At 67.3% G+C, this 22,560-nt stretch carries 26 protein-coding genes; 17 read left to right on the top strand and 9 right to left on the bottom strand.

The window, feature by feature from the left end:
* Positions 1 to 7 precede the first annotated feature (7 nt).
* Genes AC3WUM_RS00880 through AC3WUM_RS00860 form a run of 5 tightly spaced genes read right to left on the bottom strand, consistent with a single transcriptional unit; the run spans position 8 to position 4,180 of the window.
* Positions 8 to 1,024 (bottom strand): bile acid:sodium symporter family protein, encoded by a 1,017-nt coding sequence (locus AC3WUM_RS00880; protein ID WP_492408193.1) that lies wholly within the window; start codon positions 1,022 to 1,024, stop codon positions 8 to 10.
* Positions 1,025 to 1,058: 34 nt separating this feature from the next.
* Positions 1,059 to 1,562 (bottom strand): pantetheine-phosphate adenylyltransferase, encoded by a 504-nt coding sequence (coaD, locus tag AC3WUM_RS00875; protein ID WP_411888013.1) that lies wholly within the window; start codon positions 1,560 to 1,562, stop codon positions 1,059 to 1,061.
* Positions 1,559 to 2,188, bottom strand: coding sequence for a 16S rRNA (guanine(966)-N(2))-methyltransferase RsmD (gene rsmD / locus AC3WUM_RS00870; RefSeq protein ID WP_492408192.1), 630 nt, complete (start codon positions 2,186 to 2,188; stop codon positions 1,559 to 1,561). Before rsmD ends, coaD begins: the two co-directional genes overlap by 4 nt.
* A 55-nt stretch (positions 2,189 to 2,243) precedes the next feature.
* Positions 2,244 to 2,780: a gluconokinase gene (locus AC3WUM_RS00865; RefSeq protein ID WP_492408191.1), complete on the bottom strand. Its 537-nt coding sequence runs from the start codon at positions 2,778 to 2,780 to the stop codon at positions 2,244 to 2,246.
* Positions 2,780 to 4,180: an aminotransferase-like domain-containing protein gene (locus tag AC3WUM_RS00860; protein WP_492408190.1), complete on the bottom strand. Its 1,401-nt coding sequence runs from the start codon at positions 4,178 to 4,180 to the stop codon at positions 2,780 to 2,782. The genes AC3WUM_RS00865 and AC3WUM_RS00860 overlap by 1 nt, the downstream gene beginning before the upstream one ends.
* 382 nt (positions 4,181 to 4,562) lie before the next feature.
* On the opposite strand from AC3WUM_RS00860, the gene AC3WUM_RS00855 reads away from it, so the two are divergent.
* The 7 genes from AC3WUM_RS00855 to AC3WUM_RS00825 all read left to right on the top strand — a co-directional run bounded on the left by AC3WUM_RS00855 (position 4,563) and on the right by AC3WUM_RS00825 (position 11,121).
* Complete coding sequence (locus tag AC3WUM_RS00855) at positions 4,563 to 5,045, top strand: MSMEG_0572/Sll0783 family nitrogen starvation response protein (protein WP_492408189.1); 483 nt, start codon at positions 4,563 to 4,565, stop codon at positions 5,043 to 5,045.
* A 28-nt stretch (positions 5,046 to 5,073) separates the two neighbouring features.
* A complete protein-coding gene (locus AC3WUM_RS00850; RefSeq protein WP_492408188.1) occupies positions 5,074 to 6,063 on the top strand; it encodes a Nit6803 family nitrilase in 990 nt (329 codons plus the stop codon).
* A gap of 70 nt (positions 6,064 to 6,133) precedes the next feature.
* A complete protein-coding gene (locus AC3WUM_RS00845; RefSeq protein WP_421794229.1) occupies positions 6,134 to 7,207 on the top strand; it encodes an MSMEG_0568 family radical SAM protein in 1,074 nt (357 codons plus the stop codon).
* Positions 7,208 to 7,211: 4 nt separating this feature from the next.
* The gene (locus tag AC3WUM_RS00840) at positions 7,212 to 7,760 is read left to right on the top strand and encodes an MSMEG_0567/Sll0786 family nitrogen starvation N-acetyltransferase (RefSeq protein WP_492408187.1); all 549 of its coding nucleotides are present in this window, start codon (positions 7,212 to 7,214) and stop codon (positions 7,758 to 7,760) included.
* Positions 7,761 to 8,527: 767 nt separating this feature from the next.
* Positions 8,528 to 9,520: a sll0787 family AIR synthase-like protein gene (locus tag AC3WUM_RS00835; RefSeq protein WP_492408186.1), complete on the top strand. Its 993-nt coding sequence runs from the start codon at positions 8,528 to 8,530 to the stop codon at positions 9,518 to 9,520.
* Positions 9,513 to 9,794 carry an MSMEG_0570 family nitrogen starvation response protein gene (locus AC3WUM_RS00830; RefSeq protein ID WP_492408184.1) on the top strand — a complete coding sequence of 94 codons (282 nt, stop codon included), beginning with the start codon at positions 9,513 to 9,515 and terminating at the stop codon, positions 9,792 to 9,794. The genes AC3WUM_RS00835 and AC3WUM_RS00830 overlap by 8 nt, the downstream gene beginning before the upstream one ends.
* 37 nt (positions 9,795 to 9,831) lie before the next feature.
* Positions 9,832 to 11,121, top strand: coding sequence for an MSMEG_0569 family flavin-dependent oxidoreductase (locus tag AC3WUM_RS00825; RefSeq protein WP_492408182.1), 1,290 nt, complete (start codon positions 9,832 to 9,834; stop codon positions 11,119 to 11,121).
* Here AC3WUM_RS00825 and arfB read toward each other — a convergent pair.
* The 3 genes from arfB to AC3WUM_RS00810 are packed head-to-tail and all read right to left on the bottom strand — an operon-like array spanning position 11,118 to position 13,613.
* Positions 11,118 to 11,534, bottom strand: coding sequence for an alternative ribosome rescue aminoacyl-tRNA hydrolase ArfB (gene arfB, locus AC3WUM_RS00820; RefSeq protein WP_492408180.1), 417 nt, complete (start codon positions 11,532 to 11,534; stop codon positions 11,118 to 11,120). The genes AC3WUM_RS00825 and arfB overlap by 4 nt on opposite strands.
* A 7-nt stretch (positions 11,535 to 11,541) precedes the next feature.
* Positions 11,542 to 12,948 (bottom strand): sensor histidine kinase, encoded by a 1,407-nt coding sequence (locus AC3WUM_RS00815; RefSeq protein WP_492408178.1) that lies wholly within the window; start codon positions 12,946 to 12,948, stop codon positions 11,542 to 11,544.
* Entirely contained in the window at positions 12,948 to 13,613 is a 666-nt protein-coding gene (locus AC3WUM_RS00810) for a response regulator transcription factor (protein ID WP_492408176.1), read from the bottom strand. The genes AC3WUM_RS00815 and AC3WUM_RS00810 overlap by 1 nt, the downstream gene beginning before the upstream one ends.
* Before the next feature lie 417 nt (positions 13,614 to 14,030).
* Between AC3WUM_RS00810 and AC3WUM_RS00805 the strand changes: the two genes are divergently transcribed.
* The 7 genes from AC3WUM_RS00805 to AC3WUM_RS00775 all read left to right on the top strand — a co-directional run bounded on the left by AC3WUM_RS00805 (position 14,031) and on the right by AC3WUM_RS00775 (position 20,642).
* On the top strand, positions 14,031 to 14,927 hold the full coding sequence (locus AC3WUM_RS00805; protein ID WP_492408934.1) for an SDR family oxidoreductase: 897 nt from the start codon (positions 14,031 to 14,033) through the stop codon (positions 14,925 to 14,927).
* A gap of 86 nt (positions 14,928 to 15,013) precedes the next feature.
* Positions 15,014 to 16,411, top strand: coding sequence for an NTP/NDP exchange transporter (locus tag AC3WUM_RS00800; RefSeq protein WP_492408174.1), 1,398 nt, complete (start codon positions 15,014 to 15,016; stop codon positions 16,409 to 16,411).
* Positions 16,412 to 16,434: 23 nt separating this feature from the next.
* On the top strand, positions 16,435 to 17,199 hold the full coding sequence (locus AC3WUM_RS00795; protein WP_492408173.1) for a MipA/OmpV family protein: 765 nt from the start codon (positions 16,435 to 16,437) through the stop codon (positions 17,197 to 17,199).
* A gap of 72 nt (positions 17,200 to 17,271) precedes the next feature.
* Complete coding sequence (locus AC3WUM_RS00790) at positions 17,272 to 18,129, top strand: DUF2306 domain-containing protein (RefSeq protein ID WP_492408171.1); 858 nt, start codon at positions 17,272 to 17,274, stop codon at positions 18,127 to 18,129.
* A 45-nt stretch (positions 18,130 to 18,174) separates the two neighbouring features.
* On the top strand, positions 18,175 to 19,545 hold the full coding sequence (locus AC3WUM_RS00785) for an NTP/NDP exchange transporter (protein ID WP_492408170.1): 1,371 nt from the start codon (positions 18,175 to 18,177) through the stop codon (positions 19,543 to 19,545).
* The gene (locus AC3WUM_RS00780) at positions 19,542 to 19,697 is read left to right on the top strand and encodes a hypothetical protein (protein ID WP_492408168.1); all 156 of its coding nucleotides are present in this window, start codon (positions 19,542 to 19,544) and stop codon (positions 19,695 to 19,697) included. Before AC3WUM_RS00785 ends, AC3WUM_RS00780 begins: the two co-directional genes overlap by 4 nt.
* Positions 19,698 to 19,706: 9 nt before the next feature.
* Positions 19,707 to 20,642 carry an alpha/beta hydrolase family protein gene (locus AC3WUM_RS00775; RefSeq protein WP_492408167.1) on the top strand — a complete coding sequence of 312 codons (936 nt, stop codon included), beginning with the start codon at positions 19,707 to 19,709 and terminating at the stop codon, positions 20,640 to 20,642.
* On the opposite strand, the gene AC3WUM_RS00770 is transcribed toward AC3WUM_RS00775, so the two are convergent.
* Complete coding sequence (locus AC3WUM_RS00770; protein ID WP_492408166.1) at positions 20,606 to 20,983, bottom strand: glycine zipper 2TM domain-containing protein; 378 nt, start codon at positions 20,981 to 20,983, stop codon at positions 20,606 to 20,608. The two genes, AC3WUM_RS00775 and AC3WUM_RS00770, sit on opposite strands and share 37 nt — an antisense overlap.
* Positions 20,984 to 21,182: 199 nt before the next feature.
* Between AC3WUM_RS00770 and AC3WUM_RS00765 the strand changes: the two genes are divergently transcribed.
* From AC3WUM_RS00765 to AC3WUM_RS00755, 3 genes are all read left to right on the top strand, one after another.
* Positions 21,183 to 21,431, top strand: a complete 249-nt coding sequence (locus tag AC3WUM_RS00765) for a hypothetical protein (RefSeq protein WP_492408164.1) — start codon at positions 21,183 to 21,185, stop codon at positions 21,429 to 21,431.
* A 117-nt stretch (positions 21,432 to 21,548) separates the two neighbouring features.
* Complete coding sequence (locus tag AC3WUM_RS00760) at positions 21,549 to 21,974, top strand: OsmC family protein (protein ID WP_492408163.1); 426 nt, start codon at positions 21,549 to 21,551, stop codon at positions 21,972 to 21,974.
* A gap of 267 nt (positions 21,975 to 22,241) precedes the next feature.
* Positions 22,242 to 22,454: a cold-shock protein gene (locus AC3WUM_RS00755; protein ID WP_492408161.1), complete on the top strand. Its 213-nt coding sequence runs from the start codon at positions 22,242 to 22,244 to the stop codon at positions 22,452 to 22,454.
* Positions 22,455 to 22,560: the final 106 nt, after the last annotated feature.

The following is a 22,560-nucleotide window of genomic DNA, read 5'->3' as shown; positions in this document are numbered from 1 at the left end:
TCCGGTCCTAGCGCGCCGGAACGCCGCTGGCGTTTTGCAACGAACGTGCCGCGTAGCGCTGGGCCATCACCGTGCAGACCATCAGCTGCAGCTGGTGATAGAACATGAGCGGCAGCACGATGAGCCCGAGCGGCGTATCGCCCATGAGCAGCTTGGCCATCGGCACGCCGACCGCGAGGCTCTTCTTCGATCCGCAGAACACGCCGGCGATTTCGTCTTCCCTCGAAAAACCGAAGCGCCGCGCGGCGAAGGTCGTCGCGCTCAGCGCGAGCGCGAGCAGGATCAGCGCGAGCACGCCGGTCTGCAGCAAGGTGATCGCCCCGTACTGCGACCAGATGCCGGCCTGCGTCGAATCGCAGAACGCCGAATAGACGATCAGCAGGATCACGAGCCGGTCCGACTTGCTCACGAGCGCCTTGTTGCGCGCGACCCAGCCGCCGATCCAGCGCCGCGCGACCTGCCCGAGCACCAGCGGCAGGAACAGCTGCGTCGCGATCCTGGTGAACTGCTCGAGCATCGAGCCGCCCGACGCGCCGCCGTCGCCACCCACGTGCAGGAACAGGTTCACGAGCAGCGGCGTGATGACCATGCCGAGCAGGCTCGACAGCGTGGCGTTGAAGATGGCGCCCGAAACATTGCCGCGCGCGAGCGTCGTCATCGCGATCGAGGTCGAGATCGTCGACGGCAGCGCGCACAGGTAGAAGAAGCCGGCGAGCAGGCCTTCGGGCAGCCAGCCGCGGCCAAGCAGCATGAAGGCGATGCCGATGGCCGGGAACACGCCGAAGGTCGACAGCTGCACGAGCAGGTGCAGCCGCCAGTTCGTCACGCCGGCTTTGAGGTTCGCGAACGACAGCCCGGCGCCCGCGAAGAAGAACACCAGCGCGACGCCGAATTCGGTCACCACATCCAGATGCAGCGGACCGTCGCTCGCGCCGATCCACGGCGCCAGCGCGGCGAGCACCACGGTGCCGATCATCAGCAGCACGAAGCCGTCGACCGGCAGGCGATTCAGCAGCGTCTTCACTTCAGGAAAACCGCTCGCGCATCCATCAGCCGCATCAATTGGCAGGCCGGCCGAAGCGCTCGAGCAACGGCTTGATGACGGCCTTCGGCACCAGCTTCTCGACCGGGGCGCCGAGGCTCGCGAGCTCGCGCACGAGGCTCGACGACAGGTGCGCGTATTCGGGCGCCGGCGTCAGCATCACGGTGTCGAGCTGCGGATACAGGTCGCGGTTCATGACCGCCATCTGCTTTTCGTAATCGACGTCGACCACCGTGCGCACGCCGCGCACGAGCACGTTGACGCCGTTGTCGCGCGCGAAATCGACCACCAAGCCCGAGAAGCCCTTGACCTCGACGTTCGGCAGGTCGGACGCCACCTGCTGGATCAGCGCCACGCGCTCTTCGAGCGAGAAGCGCGGGTTCTTGGCGACGTTGTGGCCCACGGCGACGATCAGGCGCGGAAACATGCGCGCGGCGCGATGGATGATGTCGCTGTGGCCCAGCGTCACCGGATCGAAGGTGCCGCTGTAGGCCGCGACGATGGGCGGCAGGCTGTTCACCGTTCGGTCTCCACGGGGTCGGGCGGCCAGTCTACCCGAGCGCCCTCGCCGGGCACCGGATCGGCGGCCGGCGCGCTCCAGCTCGCGAGCCCGAAGCAGACCTGCCCGGCCTGCTTCTCGCGCAGCAGGCTCCAGCCCGCGGCAAGCTGCGGCGGCTTGCCGCGCGGCCATTCGAGGTAGACGCGGTTGTGCGCCTTGAGCCGGGGCGGCAGCAGGGCCAGCGCCTGCGGCAGCAGATCGCTCGCGTACGGTGGATCGAGCAGCACGAGATCGTATTGCTTGGTTTCGCGGGCCAGCAGCGCGAGCGCCTCGTCCTGCCGCACCTGGGCATTGGTCGCGCCGAGCTTTTTGAGCGCCTCGCGGATCGCCTGCGCCTGTTCGGCGCCGCGCTCGCAGAAGCTCACGAAGGCCGCGCCGCGCGACAGCGCCTCGAGCCCGAGCGCGCCCGAGCCGGCGAACAGGTCGAGCACCTCGGCGCCTTCGATGTGCGGGGCGAGCCAGTCGTACAGCGTCTGCCGCACGCGATCGGGCGTCGGCCGCACGCCGTCACCGTCGGCGAATTCGACGATGCGGCTGCGCCACTGGCCGCCAATGATGCGCAGCTTGCCGAGCGGTCGCCGGCTCATGCGCGGGGCCCGGTGGAGACGGATTCAGTGAAGCGGCAGTCGTAGCGAGGCGGAGTCATTCGCCGATTTTGAGGCCTGGCTCGAGACCGCGCACCCAGTGCTCGGCCCGATCGACGAGCGCCGCAAGTGGCTGCGCGCCGACGTCGAGGCTCAGCGCCGGCTCGTCGGGCTGCGGAGGCTCCAGGGTTTCGAACTGGCTGCGTAGCAGCGACACCGCCATGAAGTGATCGCGCCGCCGCGTGAGCCGCTCGCGCAGCAGCGCCTCGTCCGCATGCAGATGGATGAAGCCGACCCGCGCGTGCGCGCCGCGGATGCGATCACGATAGCGCCGCCGCAGCGCCGAGCAGCTCACCACGGCCGATTCCGCGTCGGCGACGCAGGCGTCGATGACGCTCGCGACCGCCGCGAGCCATGGCGCGCGATCCTCGTCGCTGAGCGCCACGCCGGCGCCGAGCTTGGCGAGATTGCCCGGCGTGTGCAGCTCATCGCCTTCGACGAAACGCCAGCCGAGCCGCTCGGCGAGCAGGCGCCCGAGCGTGCTCTTGCCGCTGCCCGAAACGCCCATGCAGACGATCACGCGCGTCGCCGTCATCACAGCACGCGCGAGGCCATCGCCGGCGACTGCTCGATGGCGTCCTCGATGATTTCGAGCGTGTGTCGGCACTCCTCGCGGCTCGCCGGTCCGCCGAGGCAGACGCGCACGGCCTCGGGCGCGGGCCCGGTCACCGTGAACGTATCCGACACCACCACGCCGACACCATGCGCGCGCAGATGCGTGGCGAACTCGATGCGCGTCCACGGCTCGGGCACCTCGAGCCACAGGTGGAAGGCCTCGGGCTGCGAGCGATAGCGCGCCTGGCGCAGCACCTCGCGCGCCAGCTGCTGGCGCAGCCTGGATTCCTCGCGAATCGCAGCCGTCGCCGCCTGCACGGTGCCGTCGCCGATCCAGCGCGTCGCGAGCTTGACCATGAACGACGAGGCCATGACCGTGGTCGTGCGCATCGCCGCCGCGACACGCGCGGCGTAGCGCGCGTTCGGCAAGGTCACGTAGCCGATGCGCAGACCCGCGCCGAGACACTTCGCAAAGCCGGTGACGTAGAACGTGAGCTCGGGCGCGAGCGCGGCGAGCGAGACCGGCGTTTTCGAAGGCAGCATGCCGTAGGGATCGTCCTCGATGATCGGCACGCTGTAGCGCCGCGCGATCTCGGCGATCGCCTCGCGGCGCTCCTGCGACATCGTCGCCGTGGTCGGATTGTTGAAGGTCGGATTCACGTAGAGCGCCTTCGGCAGATCGGAGGCGCACAGCGCGCCGAAGGCTTCCGGGTCGATGCCCTCGTCGTCGGTCGGCAGGCCGATCAGGCGGATGCCGAGCTGGGCCGCGAGCCCCTTGATGCCCGGATAGGTCACGGCCTCGCAGGCGATGCCGTCGCCGGGCCGCGCGAGCACGGTGAACAGCGCGAACAAGGCGCCCTGCACGCCCGGACAGACCAGCACGCGCGAACCGTTGATGCCCGGCACGTTCGGCGCGAGCCAGTGCGCGCCGGCCTCGCGGTCGTCGAAGTGGCCGCCGAATTCCTGGTAGCGCAGCAGCGCGTAGGCGTCGGCCTCGTTCCAGAGCGAGCTCATGCCCTCGCGCAGCCGCGCGAGCAGCGCGCGGTCCTGCGGCTCGGGCGGCATGTTCATGGTCATGTCGACGAGCACGTTCGACGTGGCGCGTCGCACCGGTCCGCTGCGCACGGTTTCGCGCACGAAGGTGCCGCTGCCCGCGCGCGTATCGATGAGCCCGCGCTGCTGGGCCTCGGCATAGCCGCGCGCCACCGTCGTGAAATTGAGCTTGAGCGCGCCGGCGAGCACGCGCAGCGTCGGCAGGCGTTGATTAGCCGCGAGCTTGCCGGACTGGATGTCCTCGGCGAGCGCATCGGCGATGGCGAGATAGGCGGGCTTGTCGCTCGCGCGGATGTGCGCGGACCAGCGGCTGACTTCGTTGGACATTTTTTGGTGAGGGTGAGGCGTGGGTGCTTGATCGCACTATAGCCTCGCGCAAGCGCAAAGTGTTGCTTTTTGATCGCATTTTGATGCGATCAATTTCGGTGCCCGATTGCTCCATCACGGGTCATCCAGGCACTGCCGGAGCGCAGTTGCTCGCTCGGCGTTTCAGCGCTCGTAGCGATGCCCGCATGCGATCAACGCGCAACACTTCCGGTCCTCAAAAATCAGCGCAAAAAATTTTTTCAGCCGCGTCCGCGATGTCTCCCATTGATCGCATCCCGCAGTCATTGATCGTGCGATCAATGGCACATCGGTTGCCCTTGTTCCGGTGCAGCAATCGGCCGGCGCATCACGCGACGGTCCATCAAACCCACCGGAGACCGTCATGCCCGCAGTCAACAGGCCCGCTCACGAGAAAGGCGATTTCTTCGTCGATTACGAAGAAAAGGTGTTCCCCGACGTCAAAGCCGACCCCGGCGAAAAGGCGCTGATCACGTTTCACACCGTCGCCTTCGAAGGCTCCATCGGCCTCGTCAACCTGCTGCAGGCCAAGCGGCTGCAGCGCAAGGGCTTCGAAACCTCGGTGCTGCTCTACGGCCCCGGCGTCACGCTCGGCGTGCAGCGCGGCTTTCCGAAGATCGGCGACGAAGCGTTTCCGGGCCACCAGAACTTCAACAACCAGCTCAAGGCCTTCATGGACGAAGGCGGCAAGGTCTACGCCTGCCGCTTCGCACTGCAGGCGCTCTACGGCCACGGCGAGCCTTCACTGCAGCCGGGCATTCGCCCGATCAATCCGCTCGACGTGCTCGACCTGGTCCTGCTGCATCGCAAGGCCGGCGCTTTCATTCTCGATACCTGGACGCTCTAAGCGCTCCTGCTCAACGCGAGCCGCCGATATGTCCACGCCCGCTTCCGTCACCGTCGCCGCCGTGCAGCTGTCGCCCGTGCTCGGCAGCCGCGAAGGCACCATCGCCAAGGTTTGCGATGCGATCGCGCAAGCCGCCGAACGCGGCGCGACGCTGATCGTGTTTCCCGAAACCGTGGTGCCGTACTACCCGTACTTTTCGTTCATCACGCCGGCCGTGCAGATGGGCCCGGCGCATTTGAAGCTTTACGAAGAGGCGGTGACGGTGCCGAGCGCGGCCACCGATGCGGTGGCGGCTGCGGCACGCAAGCACAAGGCCGTGGTCGTGCTCGGCGTCAACGAGCGCGATCACGGCACGCTCTACAACACGCAGCTGATCTTCGACGCCGACGGCACGCTGGTGCTCAAGCGTCGCAAGATCACGCCGACGTATCACGAGCGCATGGTCTGGGGCATGGGCGACGGCTCGGGCCTCAAGGTCGTCGACACCGCCGTCGGCCGCGTCGGTGCGCTCGCCTGCTGGGAGCACTACAACCCGCTCGCGCGCTACGCGCTGATGACGCAGCACGAGCAAATCCATTGCTCGCAGTTTCCCGGCTCGCTGGTCGGCCCGATCTTCGCCGATCAGATGGAAGTGACCATGCGCCATCACGCGCTCGAATCGGGCTGCTTCGTCGTCAATGCGACGGGCTGGCTGAGCGAACAGCAGATCGCGCAGATCACGCCCGATCCCGCTTTGCAGAAGGCGATGCGCGGCGGCTGCTACAGCGCGGTGATTTCGCCCGAAGGCAAGCACGTGGTCGAGCCCCTGCGCGAAGGCGAAGGCATGGTCGTGGCCACGCTCGACATGGCGCTGGTCACCAAGCGCAAACGCATGATGGATTCGGTCGGCCACTACGCGCGACCGGAGTTGCTGTCGCTGAACCTCGATGCACGCGCCGCCGCACCGCTGCACCTGTCCTCATCCGATTCCCTTTCGCTGCCACGGAGCACGAGCGATGAACCGTCCGCTGCCGAATGACGCTGCTGCCTCGTTGCAGCTCGACGCAGAACCGATCGAGGCATCGATCGGCGCATCGATCAATGAACTGATCACCGAGTTGCAGTCGAAAGGCTTGCGACTCGCCGATCTCGATGCCGGCGCGCCGAGCCGTCGCGGCGGCGCAGGGCCGTCCGATCACAAGGCCGTGACCATCGACGGCCACACGGTGATGATTCCGGTGCATACGGGCGCAGCGGCGGCATCGCCGTTCTATGCCGATGCGCCCGATGCCGAAGGCCGCGTGCGCCTGCATCGCGACGGCGGCAAGCTCGCAACGATCAGCTTTCCGAAGCAACCGAAATTCACCAGGCTGCAAACCGCGGACGGCATTTCGTACGGCAAGATCGCGCAGCTGCACGGCCACGACGTGCTCGCGACCACCGTGCTGCAGACCTGCATCCGCTACGGACGCCGCAGCACGAGCTGCCAGTTCTGCTCGATCGGCGAATCGCTCGCCAACGGCCGCACGATCAATCGCAAGACGCCCGAGCAACTCGCCGAAGTGGCGAAAGCCGCGGTCGAACTCGACGGCGTCAAGCACATGGTGATGACCACCGGCACGCCGAACTTCACCGATCGCGGCGCCGAGATTTTGTGCGAGTCCGCGTTCGCCGTGAAAGCGGCGGTCGATCTGCCGATCCAGGCGCAATGCGAGCCGCCCGATGACCCGATCTGGTTCTCGCGCCTGAAAGCCGCCGGCGTCGACAGCCTGGGCATGCATCTCGAAGCGGTCACGCCCGAAGTGCGCGAGCGCATCATGCCCGGCAAGGCCACGGTAACGATCGAGCAGTACATGACCGCCTTCGTCGACGCGGTGAAAGTGTTCGGTCGCGGCCAGGTCAGCACCTACATTCTGGCGGGCCTCGGCGACACGCGCGAAGCGATACTCGAGATGTGCGCGCAGCTCATCGCGATCGGCGTTTATCCGTTCGTGGTGCCCTTCGTTCCGAACTCGGGCACGCCGCTCGAAAACCATCCTTCGCCCGATCCGATGTTCATGCGGGCCATCGTCGAACCGCTCGGCCGCATGCTCGTCGAGGGCGGCCTGAAGTCGGCCGACATCAAGGCCGGTTGCGGACGCTGCGGCGCCTGCTCGTCCTTGTCCGCCTACGAGAAGAGATAAGCCCATGAACATCGCGCCGACGCCGTTCATTCCGGGCGAATACATCGTCAAGCACGTCGAGAACAGCTGGGAGCGGCGCGGCTGCCTCGCCCTGCGGCGCGCAGTGTTCTGCGCCGAGCAGCAGGTGTTCGAAGGCGATGATCGCGATGCGATCGACGAGCGGGCGATTTCGATCGCGGCGATCGCCTGCGTCGCCGGCATGGCCGAGGACGTGGTCGGCACGGTGCGCATTCATCGCGCTTCCGATGATGGCTTGTGGTATGGATCGCGACTGGCCGTACATGCGCATTATCGCGGCGCGGCCTGGCTCGGAACCCAGCTGATCATTCATGCGGTCAGCACGGCGCATGCGCGGGGTTGTTCGCGATTCTTGGCGACGGTGCAGGTGCAGAACGTGCGGCTGTTCGAGCGCTTGCATTGGCGGTCGCTGGAGGCGGTGGTCGTGCAAGGCAGGCCGCATGTGTTGATGGAGGCGGATCTGGCGGCTGCGATTTATGCGTCGCGGATTGAGACTGAGCTGCGGTTTTATAGCGCGTCTCGGAAGGCGGCTTAGGCAATGGTCGTGGCTTCGCTATTTGGCCTGCGCGACGCTGAGAGTTTTGACCTCGCCGGTCGGGCGTTACTTCTCTTTGCTTGTGCAAAGAGAAGTAACCAAGAGAAAGCACCCCCTGGTGACGCACTTTCGCTGCGCGAAAGTCCCCTGCGCTGCTCACGTGCTCGGGGCATAGCTTCGACGCGACATCCTGTCGCGACGAAGCACGGCGGACATCCTTGCCCGCCGTCCCCTGCGCGCGCTGCGCTGCTCGGTGCGTCACAAGGGAACCCGGTAAAACCAACGGCAAAAGCGAAGCCCAGCTGGTTTATGCAGTCCCCTCTCCCGCGTGCGGGAGAGGGTGGTCCGTCAGGACCGGGAGAGGGGCTTTTGCTTTGGCTTCGATCAACAACAAAAGCCCCTCTCTCCCCTGCTTCGCAGGGACTCTCTCCCGCACGCGGGAGAGAGGACAACAAACCAGCAGCGAAGCGCAGCGAGCCAGTAGCGTTTGACGTTCAACCCCTGGCAGCGCCGGCTGGGGCGGCGCGCGCAGCGGGTCTGGCGGACATGGATGTCCGCCAGAGCTTCGTCGCGACACGACGTCGCGTCGAAGCGACCCCGAGCACGTCGCTTCAGCCGGGGACCCGTTCGTCGCAAGCGACGAACGGGCGCGGACTTCGGGGCGTGCTTTTCTTGCTTACTTCTTTTGCACGAGCAAAAGAAGTAAGGCCCGACCGGCGAGGTCAAAAGCTCTCAGCGCCGAGCAAAACCCGCGCGGAGCCCGCGCCATGAACCTCCACGCACTCATCGAAACCCTGCACGACAGCAAAGGCCTCGCCCACAAACGCGACATCGAAGCCGTCGTCAAAACCTTGAGCCTCGGCGCCCATAGCGAAATCCAGGTCGGCGACGACTGCGCCGCCATCCCCAACCCCAGCGGCGGCTATACGCTGTTCGCGATCGAAGGCTTCCTGCCGGGCTTCGTCGAACGCGATCCCTGGTTCGCCGGCTGGTGCGGCATCATGGTCAACCTGTCGGACATCTACTCGATGGGCGGCAGGCCCACCGCCGTCGTCGACGCGCTCTGGAGCCGCGGCGACGAGGCCATGCAGATGCTGCTCAAGGGCATGGCCGATGCCTCGCGCTGCTACGGCGTGCCGATCGTCGGTGGCCACAGCAACTCGCGCGCGGACAGCGGCCATCTGGCGGTCTCCGTGCTCGGCCACGCCAACAAACTGCTCACGAGCTTCGACGCCGAGCCCGGCGACCTGCTGCTCGCGGCGGTCGATCTGCGCGGCGCCTATCGCGAGCCGTTCCCGCACTGGAACTGCACGACCGGCGCCCCGCCCGAACGCCTGCGCGGCGATCTCGAACTGCTGCCGGCGATCGCCGAAGCCGGCCTCTGCAAGGCCGCCAAGGACATCAGCCAGGCCGGCTGGATCGGCAGCACGATGATGCTGCTCGAATGCTCGGGAGTCGGCGCGAGCCTCGACATCGAGGCGATTCCGAAGCCGCTCGCGGCCGACGCCCAACGCTGGCTGCTCTCGGCGTTTCCGAGCTTCGGCTTCGTGCTCGCGGTGAAGCCGAAGCACGCCGAAGACGTCCTCGCGCGCTTTGGCGCACGCGACCTCGCCTGCGCCGTCGTCGGCGAATGCAACGACAGCCGCAGGCTCGAGTTGCGCAGCGCCGATGCGCGCGCGATCGCCTGGGATTTTTCGCAGCAGGCGCTGATCGGCTGCGGTCCCCGCGTTCAAAGCACCCAAGAGAAAGCCCATGCCTGAAATGCATTTCCGCGTGCGCTGGCCCGACCAGTCGACCACGCTCTGCTACTCGCCCTCGAGTTCGATCCGCGACAACCTGAAGCTCCGGCATCCGTATCCGGTTGCCGAGTTCATCGAAACCAGCAAGGCCGCGCTCGAGTACGCGAGCGAGCGCGTCGCGCAGAAATACGGCTATGGCTGCGGCCACGCGCATGCGCAGATTCGCGAGATCGAAGCGCGCGCCGCGAGCTTTCTCGGCGGCGGTGGAACCGTCGTCGTCGAATCCTTCGAATAGCTTCCAGTTCAAGCCTCACGCAACGCGAGAACGCATCATGACGCAGCAGCAAACCCCACAGCCGCCGCAGCACGTCGAAGTCGCCATCGTCGGTGGCGGGCAGGCCGGACTTTCGATGAGCTGGCATCTCAAGCAGGCCGGTGTTTCGCATCTGGTTTTCGAGCGCAAGCGCTGCTTTTCGGAGTGGCGCGATTCGCGCTGGGACAGCTTCTGCCTCGTCACGCCGAACTGGCAGTGCCGTCTGCCGGGCTTTCATTACGCGAAGGAATACGGCGGCCGCGATCCACACGGTTTCATGCTGCGCGAACAGATCGTCGAGTATCTCGACGCCTATCTCGCGAGCTTCGATCCGCCCGTGATCGAAGCCTGCGAAGTCTCGCGCGTCGAGCCACTGCCCGGCGGCGGCTTCGGCATCGCAACGAGCGCGGGCCATTTCACCGCCGACCAGGTCGTGATCGCGAGCGGCGTCTACCAGAAGCCGGTGATTCCGCGTTCGGCCGAACGCCTGTCCTCATCGATCACGCAGCTGCATTCGTCGAACTATCGCAATCCGCAACAGCTGCCGGCGGGCGCGACACTCGTCGTCGGAAGCGGGCAATCGGGCTGCCAGATCGCCGAAGACCTGCATCTGGCCGGGCGCGAAGTGCACCTGTGCGTCGGCCGCGCGCCGCGTTCTCCGCGCGTTTATCGCGGACGCGAAGTCACCGACTGGCTCACCGACTCGGGCTACTACGACATTCCGTACGAAAGCCATCCGCAGAAGGCGACCGTGCGCGAAAAGACCAATCACTATCTGACCGGCCGCGACGGCGGACGCGAGATCGATCTGCGCAAGCGCGCGCTCGAAGGCATGAAACTCTACGGCTCGTTCAGGGACGTCGATGGCGGCGTGCTGCGCTTCGCGCCGGACCTCACGCGCAATCTCGACGAGGCCGATCGCAGCTACAACAACATCCGCACGCTCGTCGACGACTACATCGCCAGGCAAGGCATTGCGGCGCCGGTCGAAGCGCCTTATCTCGCGCCGTGGAAACCGGACGTCGATCCGACCGAACTCGACCTCGCCGCGCACAACGTCACGAGCATCGTCTGGGCGATCGGCTTCACGGCCGACTACGGCTACGCGCAGCTGCCGGTGTTCGACGGTCGCGGGCACGCGGTGCACAGGCGCGGCATCACGCCGATGCCGGGCGTCTACTTCATGGGCCTGGCCTGGCAGAACACCTGGGGTTCCGGGCGCTTCGCCGATGTCGGCCAGGACGCCGCGTTCCTGCTGCCGACGATTCTCGAATTGCAGCGCGCTCGCCAACAACGCCAGGCGGCCTAGTCGTCGCTTTTTGACGCGCGCAGCGCCTTGATGCGTCCCTGACGCTGCTTGCTCTCGAGCCGCTTGCGCTTCGACGCGGCCGTCGGCTTGGTGGCCTTGCGGGTTTTCGGCGCGACCGAAACCGACAGCAGCAGCACGCGCAGGCGCTCGATGGCCGCTTCGCGATTCATTTCCTGGCTGCGGAACTGCTGCGACTTGATGACGACGAGACCATCATCCGTGATGCGGTGATCGCGCTTGGCGAGCAGGCGCTGTTTCCAGTCCTCGGGCAGCACCGAAGCGCGAATGTCGAAGCGCAGCTGCACGGCCGACGAGGTCTTGTTGACGTGCTGGCCGCCCGCGCCCTGCGCGCGCACGGCGGACAGCTCGATGCTGTCGTCGGGCAGTTCGACGGTGGGCGTGAGCGTGATCATCCATCGATCATCGCAGCCTGGGCGGCGCCAAGTCGATCGGCGCGGGGCGGCTCGCGGGCAGGCGGATCTCGACGCCGAAGCCGCGGCCGTCGAGCCCGACGCCACTGTGCAGGCGCCCGCCATGCGCGGCGACCACGCGCTCGACCAGCGACAGACCCATGCCGATGCCCTGCGCGCGAAGGCCGTCGCCGGCGCGGTAGAAGCGCTCGAACACGCGCCCGCGATCACCGTCGGCGATGCCCGGACCGTCGTCGGCGACGATCAGCGTCGCCATTCGCGCACCCTCCTCGACCTCGATGCGCGTCTCCACGCGCACGCGCGTGCCCGGGCCGCCGTGGCGCAGCGCGTTGTCGAGCAGGTTGCGCACCAGGATGCCGAGGTCGTCGATGTCGCCGTGCACCGGCGCGTGGCCGGCCTCGACTTCGATCGATTGGCCATTGCGCGCCGCGAGCAGTTCGAATTCGTCGGCGACCATGCCGACGACCAGGGCCAGGTCGACGTCCGCCGCGCGCGCGGAGCTGCCGCCGGCTTCCACTCGCGCGGCATCGAGCAGCTGCTGCGCGAGCCGCGAGGTTCGCTCGATGCCGGCGACGAGGTGGTCGAGCGCCTGGCGGGCTTCGTCACGGTCGCCCGCGTGCTGCAGCACCTGCGCCTGGGCCAGCAGCGCGGCCAGCGGCGTTCGCAATTCGTGCGCGGCCTCGCCGAGAAAGTCGCGCTCGTGCTGCAGCGCTTGCGCGAGCCGCGACATCGAGTGATTGAACGAGCGCAGCAGCGGTGTGAATTCTTCCGGCAAGCCGCGTTCGGGCAACGGCGTCAGGTCCATCGGCGCGCGCCTGGCGAGCGATTCGCTGACCTGCAGCACCGGCCGCAGAGACCAATGGATCACCAGCCAGATCGCGATGCCGATGCCGAGCAGCAGCAGCAGCGCCGTGGTGACGCTGGCCCCGAACCAGCGCCGCAGCTCCGCATGCAGCGCGGCCTGCGGCAGGCCCACCTGCACCTGCACTCGCGCCTGTGCATCGCTGACCGCGAACACCCGCCAGGGCTCGCCCGCGACGGTCGCGTCCGAGTAGCCGTCCGCGAAGTCCGGGACGATCGCGGATTCGGGCGCCGGGCGTGAGGACATCAGCCGTCGCCGGGTGCCGTGCTCCCAGACCTGGAAGCCGAGAGCCGAAAACTTGCCGCGCGTCGGCGAGGCGTCGCCGCCGAGCACGAGCCGCTGCTGGCGGCCCGCGGTGGCGATGTCCTCGGGCAGCGATTGCAGGATCCGTTCGCCGACGTCGCGCAGCATGTTGTCGGCTTCGCCGCACTGCTGCGCCCACATTTCGAGGTACTGGAGCCCGAACCAGCTGCCCCAGGCGACGAAGATCACGGCCGCGAGCGTGACCAGCAGGCGCGTACGCAGCGCGCGCATCAGGCCTCGTCTCCGGCGCGGTAGCCGAAGCCCAGCTCGGTCACCACGACGCCGTCGCCGAGCTTGCGCCGCAGCTGATGCACGTAGACCGCGACGGTGTTGCTGCCGATTTCCGAATCGCTGCCGTAGAGGCGATCCTGCAGCTGATCGCGGCTGAGCACCCGGCCTTTCGACTCGAACAGCGTCAGCAGGATGCGGAATTCGTTCGCGCTGAGACCGACCCGCTTGCCGCCGCGGGTCACCAGCTGCGCCGCGGGGTCGAGCTCGACATCGCGCCAGCGCAGCACCGGCGTCACCGATCCACGACTGCGGCGCAGCACCGCGCGCAGCCGGGCCAGCATCTCGTCGCGCTGGAACGGCTTGACGATGTAATCGTCGGCACCGGCATCGAGCCCGCGGACGCGATCGCTGAGCTGGTCGCGCGCGGTGATGATCAACACGGGCGTCGGATCGTAGCGGCCGCGCATCGTCGCCAGCACCTCGAGCCCGGAGCCGCGCGGCAGGCCCAGGTCGAGCAGCACCGCGACGAAGGCGTGATCGATCAGGGCCGTCCGCGCGCAGGCCGCGTCCTGGCAATGGACGACGCGCCAGCCTTCCTGGCCCAGGGCCGCGGTCAGCGCCTGGCCCAGCATGGGGTCGTCTTCGACGAGAAGGATGGTGTCCATGGCGAGGCCGGCAAGGGGAGCAATCGGCGATCTTCCGCTATCGGAATTAGGATCGCATTAAGCCGATTTTCTATCTCCGATCAATTGGTTACGGCCTCCACGCCTTAAAGGCAATTTAATCGCGGCTGCCCAGACTGCGGTACCGACGGCTCCCTGCGCTGATGCGCACCACGGCCGGCGTCCCTCCACCGCAAGGTTGAACACATGACCCTCTGGACAGCTTCCAACCGCTTTTCCCGATCCGCTTACGCGACGGTCGTCGCCAATCCCGCGACCCCGGATTCCACCGCGCGCCCGGCGTTTCCGCGCTGGCCGGCCTATCTTGCTTCACTCGGGCTACTGGCGATATCCGCCGCGAGCTCCGCCGGCGGTTCGGCCGTCGAGGGCCAGCCCAAGCCGAACTGGAGCCTGGCCGACATGCCCTCGCAACAGGGGCGCGTGTTCGTGGTCACCGGCGGAACCAGCGGCATCGGCTACGAGAGCGCCAAGGCGCTGGCGGCCGCCGGTGCGCAGGTGGTGATCGCGGCACGCAATCCCGAGCGTGGACAGGAAGCGATCGCCAGCATCAGGAAGCAGACGCCCAACGCCCAGGTGCAGTTCGAAGCCTTCGACCTGGCCGACCTCGCATCGGTCCGCGCGCTGAGCGAACGCCTGAACGCGACGCTGCCCCGCCTCGACGGCCTCATCAACAACGCCGGCATCATGGAACCGCCCGAGCGCATCACCTCGGCGGACGGCTTCGAGATGCAGTTCGCCGTCAATTACCTGGGCCACTTCGCGCTGACCGCCGAGCTGCTGCCGCTGCTGCAGAAAGCGGCCGCCCCGCGCGTGATCACGCTGTCGAGCATCGCCGCCCGCCGCGGCAGCCTCCGCTTCGACGACCTTCAATACGAACAGGCCTACGACCCGTTCGCGGCCTATGCGCAGTCCAAGCTGGCCTGCCTGATGTTCGCCCTCGAGCTGCAGCGCCGGAGCGCAGCGGCCGGCTGGGGCGTCCAGAGCATCGCCTCGCATCCAGGCGTTTCGCGCACCGACCTGCTGGTCAATCACGGCGGCCTGGCGGGATTCACGCGCCGCCACCTGCCGTTCCTGTACCAGCCGTCGGCCAACGGTGCCTTGCCGACGCTGTTCGCCGCCACCGCGGCGGAAGCCCGCGGCGGCACCTATTACGGCCCCACCGGGCTGATGGAAACGCGGGGCGACCTGGGCCTGGCCGAAGTGCCGGCGGCCGCGAGTGACGGTCAAGCCTCAGCCCGTCTGTGGACGGTCAGCGAAACGCTCAGCCGCACGCGCTACCCGTCGACCGCCCACTGATCGCCCCGACTCCGCCGCCGCCGCGACGCCGCGGCGCTGACTGCCGCGCCCCGCGATCGCTCGGGCGCCCTGATCCGACCTTTCCCATGAGCCGAACTCCGAAACCCACGCGACAGCGCCCGCGCCTGCCGCTGAACCTGCTGAACCTGCGGCGCGAAGAAACCAAACCGGTCTTGATCGCCTCGCTGTTCTTCTTCTGCGTGCTGACCGCGCTGATGCTGCTGCGACCCGCCCGCGATGCCCTGGGCATGCAGCGCGGCATCGAGAGCATCCGCTGGCTGTTCATCGGCACGGGTCTGCTGACGCTGGCGGTGAACCCGCTGTTCGGCTGGCTCGTGAGCCGGCTGCGGCGGTTGCAGTTCATCGCGGCGACCTACGGATTCTTCGTGCTGAGCCTGATGGGCTTCTGGGCGCTGCTGGTGTTCGCGCCGGGCTCGGTCGGACAGCGCAGCGGCCAGGTGTTCTACGTCTGGTTCAGCGTGTTCAACCTGTTCGTCACGATGGTGTTCTGGGCCTTGCTGGCCGACCGCTTCACCACCGAACAGGGCAAGCGCCTGTTCGCCCTGATCTCGGTGGGCGGCACGCTCGGCGCCATCTTCGGCCCCTGGCTGACCTCGCAACTCGCACGGCCGCTCGGCACGCCGAACCTGCTGCTGGTGGCGAGCGGCTTCTTGCTGCTGGCGCTGGCCGCGGCCCGGCTGCTCGTGCGCGTCGTCCCGGACCACGCCTTGGCCGACCCGCGCGGCACCGGCTCCGCCCTCCCCAGCGAGAACGAGCGCATCGGCGGCAGCGCCTGGGCAGGCCTGCGCGCGGTATTCCGCTCGCCCTACCTGACGGGCATCGCCGGCTACGTCCTGCTCATGAGCACGCTCGGCACCTTCATCTACTTCACGCGCCTGCAGATGGTGGCGACGGTGTCGGACAGCCTGGATGCGCGCGCCGCGCTGCTCGGCAGCATCGACATGTGGACGCAGGTCGCGGTGCTGGCGCTGCAGCTCACGCTGACCGGCAAGCTCATCCAGCGCTTCGGCCTCGGCGTGGCGCTGGCGATCCTGCCGGTCGCCAGCGCGCTCGGCTTCATCGGCCTGGCGGTCTACGGATCGTTCGCCGTGCTGATCCTGCTCGAAGCCACCAACCGCGCCGTGCAGCGCGGCATCACCCGGCCCGCGCGCGAAGCGCTGTTCACGGTGGTCAGCCGGGAAGACAAATACAAGGCCAAGGCCTTCGTCGACACCTTCATCTACCGCAGCGGCGACCTCGTCGGCGCCCAGACCGAGGGCCTGCTCGGGCGGCTCGGGCTGGCCGTGGGCGGCCTGGTCAGCGTCGTCGTCCCGCTGGCGACGGTCTGGGCCGCGCTCGGCATCTGGCTCGGGCGCGAGCAGGTGCGGCAGCCACCACCGGCCAGCACCGCACCCGCTGCCGCGGCGCCGCCGCGAATCGCCCGAATTCCCCCTCCGCCCTCACCGCAAGCGCCACAACAATGAACCTCTCAGCACGAACCCTCGCAATGCTCGCTTTTCTCGCCGTTCCGGCCTCCGCGTTCGGGCAGCAGCCCGCGTCGCCGCCAAGCAACTGGGCCCTCGGGGTCGGTGCGGCGCTCATCGACAGTCCCTATGCCGGCGAAGGCGCGCGGCTGCGGCCTTTTCCGCTGGTCAGTTACGAGGGCGAGCGCGTGTTCCTGCGCGGCATCTCGGCCGGCGTGCATCTGTATGGCTCGCCGCTGTTCAAGCTCGATGCGCTGCTGTCACCGCGGCTCGGCGGCTTCGACATCGACGACCTCGGACGTTCCGAGCTGCTGGCCAACGGCGTGGACCCCGATCTGCTGCGCGATCGCGACGACGCCCTCGACGCCGGCCTGCGGGCGACCTTCGGCTCGAGCTGGGGCTCGATCGCGCTCGAAGCGGTCCACGACGTCTCCAGCGTCCACGAGGGATACGAGATGGGGCTCGATTACCGGTACACGTGGCGATTCGAGCAGACCGCGGTCACGGCCAGCGCCGGGGCCAGCGCCCTGTCGTCCAAACTCGCGGGCTACTACTTCGGGATCCTGGACTCGGAAGTCGCCCGCGGGGTGGCCGCGTACTCGCCGGGCTCGGTGGTGGTCCCGAGAATCGGCCTGACGCTCATGCATTCGATCGGAGCGTCGAACTGGCAGCTGCTCGGATCGATCGAGTACCAGCGCCTGCCCGGCGAACTGCGGCACAGCCCGCTGCTGGAGCCCGACCGCAACGGCATGGGCCGTCTGGTGCTGGGCCTGAGCCGGCGCTTCTGAGCGCCCGCAACGCAGCACCCGCAGCCCGCCTCTTGGCGACACGAACGAACAGCGCTCACCCCCGATACCGCCATGACCCAAATCGTCAGCTCGACCCGCGTCGGCCCCACTTTCCCCGCCTCGCTGCACGGCACGGCGCTGCGCTGGAGCGCGCGACTGCTGGTGGCGACGACCTGGATCGCCGGCGCCGTCTTTGCGGCCTACATCGTCGTTTTCTTCGGCGGCGTCGCCCTGGGCGGCAACGGCGAACGCTGGAACGAATCCCTGCCGGGCCTCTACGACGCCAACGTGCCGGCGGCGATCGTCGCCATCGGCTCGCATTTCGTCGCCGGCAGCGTGCTGCTGCTGCTCGGGCCGATCCAGCTGATCGGCCGCCTGCGGCGCAGCATGCCGGCGCTGCATCGCGGTCTCGGCCGCGTCTACGTGGTCACCGCCGGCCTGGCGGGCCTGGGCGGACTCGCCTTCATCCTCGCCAAGGGCACGGTCGGCGGTACGGTGATGGACCTCGGTTTCGGCCTGTACGGCGCATTGATGGTCTTGTGCGCTTCCATGGCTTTCGCCCATGCCCGCGCCGGGCGCTATGAACGACATCGCGCCTGGGCGATCCGCCTGTTCGCGCTGACGGTCGGCTCCTGGCTTTATCGGATGGAGTACGGCACCTGGTTCCTGCTGTCCGGCGGTCTCGGCACCGGCAGGGGTTTCTCGGGCTGGTTCGACATGGTCATGGCGTTCTTCTTCTACGTCCCCAATCTGATCGTCGCCGAACAGTTCATCCGGGCGCGCCGCAAGCAGCGCGGGGCGTGGGTCCAGCTCGGGTGGGCCGCGCTGCTGCTGGTGGCGAGCGCGTTCGTGATGATGGTGACCTGGACCTTCACCGAGGGTGCCTGGGGCCGAAGGATGGCCAGCGCGCTGGTGCAAGCCTCGCTCTAGGCCGGCCGGCGCACCGCCGCCGGCGTCTGGCAAGCCCACCCATCCATGAACCGAATCGAAACGACCGCGCCCGATCCCCGGGGCATCGGATGGAGCGTGCTCGGGCTTCGTCGCGACGAGAGCGGACCCGTCCTGGTCGCGGCGCTGTTCTTCTTCTGCGTGCTGACCGCGCTGATGCTGCTACGCCCCGCGCGCGATGCCCTGGGCATGGAGCACAGCATCGACAGCCTGCGCTGGCTGATCGTCGCCACCGCATTGGTCACGCTCGCGGTGAACCCGCTGTTCGGCTGGCTGGTGGGCCGCCTGACGCGGCTGCAATTCGTCAGCGCGGCCTATGGTTTCTTCGTTCTGAGTCTGGTGGGCTTCTGGAGCCTCATGAGCTTCGCTCCGGGCGCTGTCGGACGAGCCAGCAGCCAGATGTTCTTCGTCTGGTTCAACGTCTTCAACCTGTTCGTCACGATGGTGTTCTGGGCACTGCTGAGCGAGCGTTTCACGCGCGAACAGGGCCAGCGCCTGTTCGGCCTGATCTCGATCGGCGGCACCTTGGGCGCGATCTTCGGCCCCTGGCTCACCTTGTGGCTGGCCGAACCGCTGGGCACCGCCAACCTGCTGCTGGTCGCCAGCGGCTTCCTGCTGCTGGGACTGCTGGCGGCCTGGCTGCTGCTGCGGATCACGCCCGACCGCGCGGCCGGCGCGAGCGTCGCCACGGCGTTGAATGAAGGCGCGGCCGAGCGCATCGGCGGCGGTGCCTGGGCCGGCATTCGCTCAGTGTTCCGCTCGCCCTATCTCGGCGCGATCGCCTGCTACGTGATGCTGATGGCGGCGATGGCGACCTTCGTGTACTTCACCCGGCTGCAGATGGTCGCCGCGATCGCCGAAGACGTCGATGCACGGGCCGCGGTGCTCGGACACATCGACATGTGGGCCCACATCGCGGTGCTGGTGCTGCAACTCAGCTTGCGCGGACGGCTCGTCGAACGCTTCGGCCTGGGCGTCGCCTTGGCGATCCTGCCCGTGGCGACCGCGATCGGCTTCGTCGGCCTGGCGATCCACGGCTCCGTCGCAGTGCTGGTACTGCTCGAGGCCATCACGCGCGCGGTGCAGCGCGGCATCACCCAGCCGGCGCGCGAAGCGCTGTTCACCGAGGTCGCCCGCGAGGACCAATACAAGGCCAAGGCCTTCATCGACACCTTCATCTATCGCAGCGGCGATGTCGTCGGCGCCCAGACCGAGGGTCTGCTCGGGCGGCTCGGGCTGGCGATGGGCGGCCTGTTGAGCGTCGCGCTGCCGCTGACGCTCGCGTGGGTGCTGCTGGCCCTGTGGCTCGGGCGCACGCGAGCGCCGGTGGTCGATGCCACGGCGGCAACCGGCTCCCCGAGTTTCAGATGCGGCAAACCGACAGCTGGAGTCTTATGAACAAACACAAGCGTAGGTCGGTCATCGGCAGCAGCAGTGACACTCCGGAGGCGTGCGTGGACCTGCGCCGGCGGCGCATGAACACGATGCTGTTGATGGCCGCGCTGTCCCTGCCGCGCGCGGCCATGGGCGAGCAGGCGCCCGAAGACTAGCCTTATCGCGTGATCGACTTCGACTGGACCGACCCGGCCCGTTCGCGCGCGGTGCCCGCGCGCCTGTACTGGCCCGCGGTCGCGGTAACAACAGCCGTGCCGCTGGTGGTGTTCTCGCATGGCATCGGTGGGTCGCGGAACGGATACAGCTACCTCGGAAAGCACTGGTCGGCCCACGGCGTCGCGAGCCTGCATGTGCAACATGTCGGCAGTGACGCGGCGCTTTGGAGAGGCAACCCTTTCGGCGTGGTCGATCGCCTGCAGACCGCCGCGCAGGAATCCGAAGCCCTCGCCCGCGCGGCCGATGTGAGCTTCGCGCTCGACCGCCTGCTTTCGGGCGAATTTTCGAGCCTCGGAATGGTGGTAAACCGCCGGCGCATCGTCGCGGCCGGGCACTCATACGGCGCGAACACCACCTTGCTCGCGATCGGAGCCGAAGTGATCCGGAACGGCCAGGCGATCCACTGTCTCGATCCGCGATTTTCGGCGGCTGTCGTGATCTCCGCCCCGCCGTTTTACGGTGAGCAGAATCTGACGGCCATACTCGCGAAGATTTCGGTCCCGACCATCCACGTCACGTCCACCCACGACGTGATCCGGATTCCGGGCTATTACTCGGGGCTCGAGGATCGGCTGGCGGTGTTCGACGCCATCGCCGCTCCGCAAAAGCTGCTTGCCGTATTCGAGGGAGGCTCGCACAGCATGTTCACGGACCGTCGGAACACCGGCGGTGCAACGACCAACGCCAGGGTGAAGGCCGCAACGGCGGACCTCACCCTGGCGTTCTTCGATTGGATATTCGAAAGCGACGGCGCGGCGCTCGCGCGCTGGCAGGATCGCTGGCGTTTCCTGCTCGCGCGAGCGCCGAGCCTCAAGTCACCGTCGCAGCCGTCCTTCGTCCTCGCGAATCAGGACACCGGAACTTCGCGGCAGCGCTGGCGATAGCTCACTTCCTGATCGGGGAACTTGTTCTTGGCGATCTTGTTGCCCGCATAGGCGCCGCCGACCACGCCGACACCGGTGGCGATGTCCTTGCCGCTGCCGCCACCGATCTGATGGCCCAATGCACCGCCGGCCGCACCGCCGAGCACCGTGCCGACGACCGAGTTCACGCCCCACTCCTTCTTGGTGACGACGCGTTCTTCACTGCATACGGTCTTGGTCGCGACCTCCTGGGGTTTCGCGGCCTCGCTTTCGTTGGAAGAGCGATTGGCGAACACCATGGCGGAAGCACCGACCGCCACGGCGGCGGCGCCGCCGATCAAACCGGCCATTACGTTGTTCATGACGTTCCTACCTTTCTGATGAGAGCGCATCCGTACGCCCAGACTGAACGCTAAATCCGGCCGATGAATTTTTGCTGAGCCCTGCCTGAATCGACGTTCAGCTTGGCGAGGCCCGAGCTTGCGTCGCCGCGGCTGTGCTGGAATGCTGCGGCTACGCCGTCATCATCAACGGCACTGTCGATTCAACGAGGAGATCAACATGATGAACATGGGTGGCAAGCCCGGAGAGGCCTGCCCTTTCGAATTCAACTTCGACCCGGCGACGTTCAAGATCGGTGACACCGTGAGCTATCGCGTACCCCGGCTCGATGGTTTTCCGTTCGTCGCGATCATCAAGGCCGTGCACGAGGATCACATCGAGATCGAAGATCCGGGCGAACCCGGCAAGCTCATGCGCGCCACGCGCGAAAGCCGGCCGATCGTGTCGAACGAAGCCGCCGGGGTCTGAGGCGGGCGGGCCGGCGCTCGGATTTCGTTCGAGCGGCCGGTTCAAGCAGCGCTCACGACCGCGGTCGCATAGTCCGCCCCTCGGCTTTCCGAAGAATTCCTGACGAGGAGCGTTGCGATGAAAAAGAAGGCATCGGCGGTCTGGAAGGGCGGCATCAAAGATGGCGGCGGCGTCATTTCGACCGAGACCGGCGTACTCAAGGACGCGCCCTATGGCTTCAAGGCGCGCTTCGAGAACGGCCCCGGCACCAACCCCGAGGAACTGCTCGGCGCGGCCCACGCAGGCTGCTTTTCAATGGCCTTGTCGCTGCAACTGACCAATGCCGGCATTCCGCCCGAGACGATCGAAACCCACGCCGAAATCACGCTCGACAAGGTCGGCGACGGATTCGCGGTGACCGCGAGCCACCTGATCGTGAAGGCCAGGGTGCCGGGCGCGAGCGCCGAGAAGTTCGCCGAGCTCGCCGAGGCCGCCAAATCGGGCTGCCCGCTCTCCAAGGTGCTCAACGCCAAGATCACCATGGACGCGACGCTCGAAAGCTGATGGGCGTCGAAACCGGCTTCGGATCGTCTCGCGGTCGTCGCAGTCGATCGGAAGCCGGTTCTCGACAGATACCCGCGATAGGCGTAAGGTGCCAGTCGCAGTCGTTTCAAGTATGTGTTCCGTGGTGACCCCGCCGCTTTGCGATTCAGCCTTTTCGGCTCACTCTCGCGGGCAGCTCGATATTCTCCTCGATGCGTTCCTTGATCGTTTGCACCTGTGCAGGCGGGTTGTCCTGTTTTAGCTGTATCCGTTTTAAGGAATGTATCAATGAGCAATGTTTCGACCGGAACCGTGAAGTGGTTCAACGACGCCAAGGGCTTTGGCTTCATCACCCCGTCCGAAGGTGGCGACGATCTGTTCGCCCACTTCAAGGAAATCGAGGGTTCGGGCTTCAAGAGCCTCAAGGAAGGCCAGCGCGTGGAATACGTCGCCAAGCGTGGCCCGAAGGGCATGCAGGCGAGCGCGATTCGCCCGCTCTAAGGAAAAAGCGTCATACAAAAAAGCCGCGGCGAAAGTCGCGGCTTTTTTGTTGCCCGCGGCGCCAGCGCTTCGCACCGCGATTCATCAGGCCCCGTGCATCCGCGTG

Source organism: Hydrocarboniphaga sp. FW305-C-57, assembly GCF_058783045.1.
This window is presented reverse-complemented; position numbering and strand designations above follow the sequence as displayed.

Excerpts from the sequence above, each read along its gene's own strand:
- AC3WUM_RS00800 (WP_492408174.1), top strand. The coding sequence starts at position 15,014 with ATGAGCCGAACTCCGAAACCCACGCGACAGCGCCCGCGCCTGCCGCTG.
- arfB (WP_492408180.1), bottom strand. The coding sequence starts at position 11,534 with ATGATCACGCTCACGCCCACCGTCGAACTGCCCGACGACAGCATCGAG.
- AC3WUM_RS00805 (WP_492408934.1), top strand. The coding sequence starts at position 14,031 with ATGCCCTCGCAACAGGGGCGCGTGTTCGTGGTCACCGGCGGAACCAGC.
- AC3WUM_RS00785 (WP_492408170.1), top strand. The coding sequence starts at position 18,175 with ATGAACCGAATCGAAACGACCGCGCCCGATCCCCGGGGCATCGGATGG.
- AC3WUM_RS00850 (WP_492408188.1), top strand. The coding sequence starts at position 5,074 with ATGTCCACGCCCGCTTCCGTCACCGTCGCCGCCGTGCAGCTGTCGCCC.
- AC3WUM_RS00760 (WP_492408163.1), top strand. The coding sequence starts at position 21,549 with ATGAAAAAGAAGGCATCGGCGGTCTGGAAGGGCGGCATCAAAGATGGC.
- AC3WUM_RS00780 (WP_492408168.1), top strand. The coding sequence starts at position 19,542 with ATGAACAAACACAAGCGTAGGTCGGTCATCGGCAGCAGCAGTGACACT.
- AC3WUM_RS00795 (WP_492408173.1), top strand. The coding sequence starts at position 16,435 with ATGCTCGCTTTTCTCGCCGTTCCGGCCTCCGCGTTCGGGCAGCAGCCC.
- AC3WUM_RS00835 (WP_492408186.1), top strand. The coding sequence starts at position 8,528 with ATGAACCTCCACGCACTCATCGAAACCCTGCACGACAGCAAAGGCCTC.
- rsmD (WP_492408192.1), bottom strand. The coding sequence starts at position 2,188 with ATGAGCCGGCGACCGCTCGGCAAGCTGCGCATCATTGGCGGCCAGTGG.
- AC3WUM_RS00825 (WP_492408182.1), top strand. The coding sequence starts at position 9,832 with ATGACGCAGCAGCAAACCCCACAGCCGCCGCAGCACGTCGAAGTCGCC.
- AC3WUM_RS00755 (WP_492408161.1), top strand. The coding sequence starts at position 22,242 with ATGAGCAATGTTTCGACCGGAACCGTGAAGTGGTTCAACGACGCCAAG.
- AC3WUM_RS00860 (WP_492408190.1), bottom strand. The coding sequence starts at position 4,180 with ATGTCCAACGAAGTCAGCCGCTGGTCCGCGCACATCCGCGCGAGCGAC.
- AC3WUM_RS00765 (WP_492408164.1), top strand. The coding sequence starts at position 21,183 with ATGATGAACATGGGTGGCAAGCCCGGAGAGGCCTGCCCTTTCGAATTC.
- AC3WUM_RS00865 (WP_492408191.1), bottom strand. The coding sequence starts at position 2,780 with ATGACGGCGACGCGCGTGATCGTCTGCATGGGCGTTTCGGGCAGCGGC.
- AC3WUM_RS00810 (WP_492408176.1), bottom strand. The coding sequence starts at position 13,613 with ATGGACACCATCCTTCTCGTCGAAGACGACCCCATGCTGGGCCAGGCG.
- AC3WUM_RS00840 (WP_492408187.1), top strand. The coding sequence starts at position 7,212 with ATGAACATCGCGCCGACGCCGTTCATTCCGGGCGAATACATCGTCAAG.
- AC3WUM_RS00830 (WP_492408184.1), top strand. The coding sequence starts at position 9,513 with ATGCCTGAAATGCATTTCCGCGTGCGCTGGCCCGACCAGTCGACCACG.
- AC3WUM_RS00815 (WP_492408178.1), bottom strand. The coding sequence starts at position 12,948 with ATGCGCGCGCTGCGTACGCGCCTGCTGGTCACGCTCGCGGCCGTGATC.
- AC3WUM_RS00855 (WP_492408189.1), top strand. The coding sequence starts at position 4,563 with ATGCCCGCAGTCAACAGGCCCGCTCACGAGAAAGGCGATTTCTTCGTC.
- AC3WUM_RS00790 (WP_492408171.1), top strand. The coding sequence starts at position 17,272 with ATGACCCAAATCGTCAGCTCGACCCGCGTCGGCCCCACTTTCCCCGCC.
- AC3WUM_RS00770 (WP_492408166.1), bottom strand. The coding sequence starts at position 20,983 with ATGAACAACGTAATGGCCGGTTTGATCGGCGGCGCCGCCGCCGTGGCG.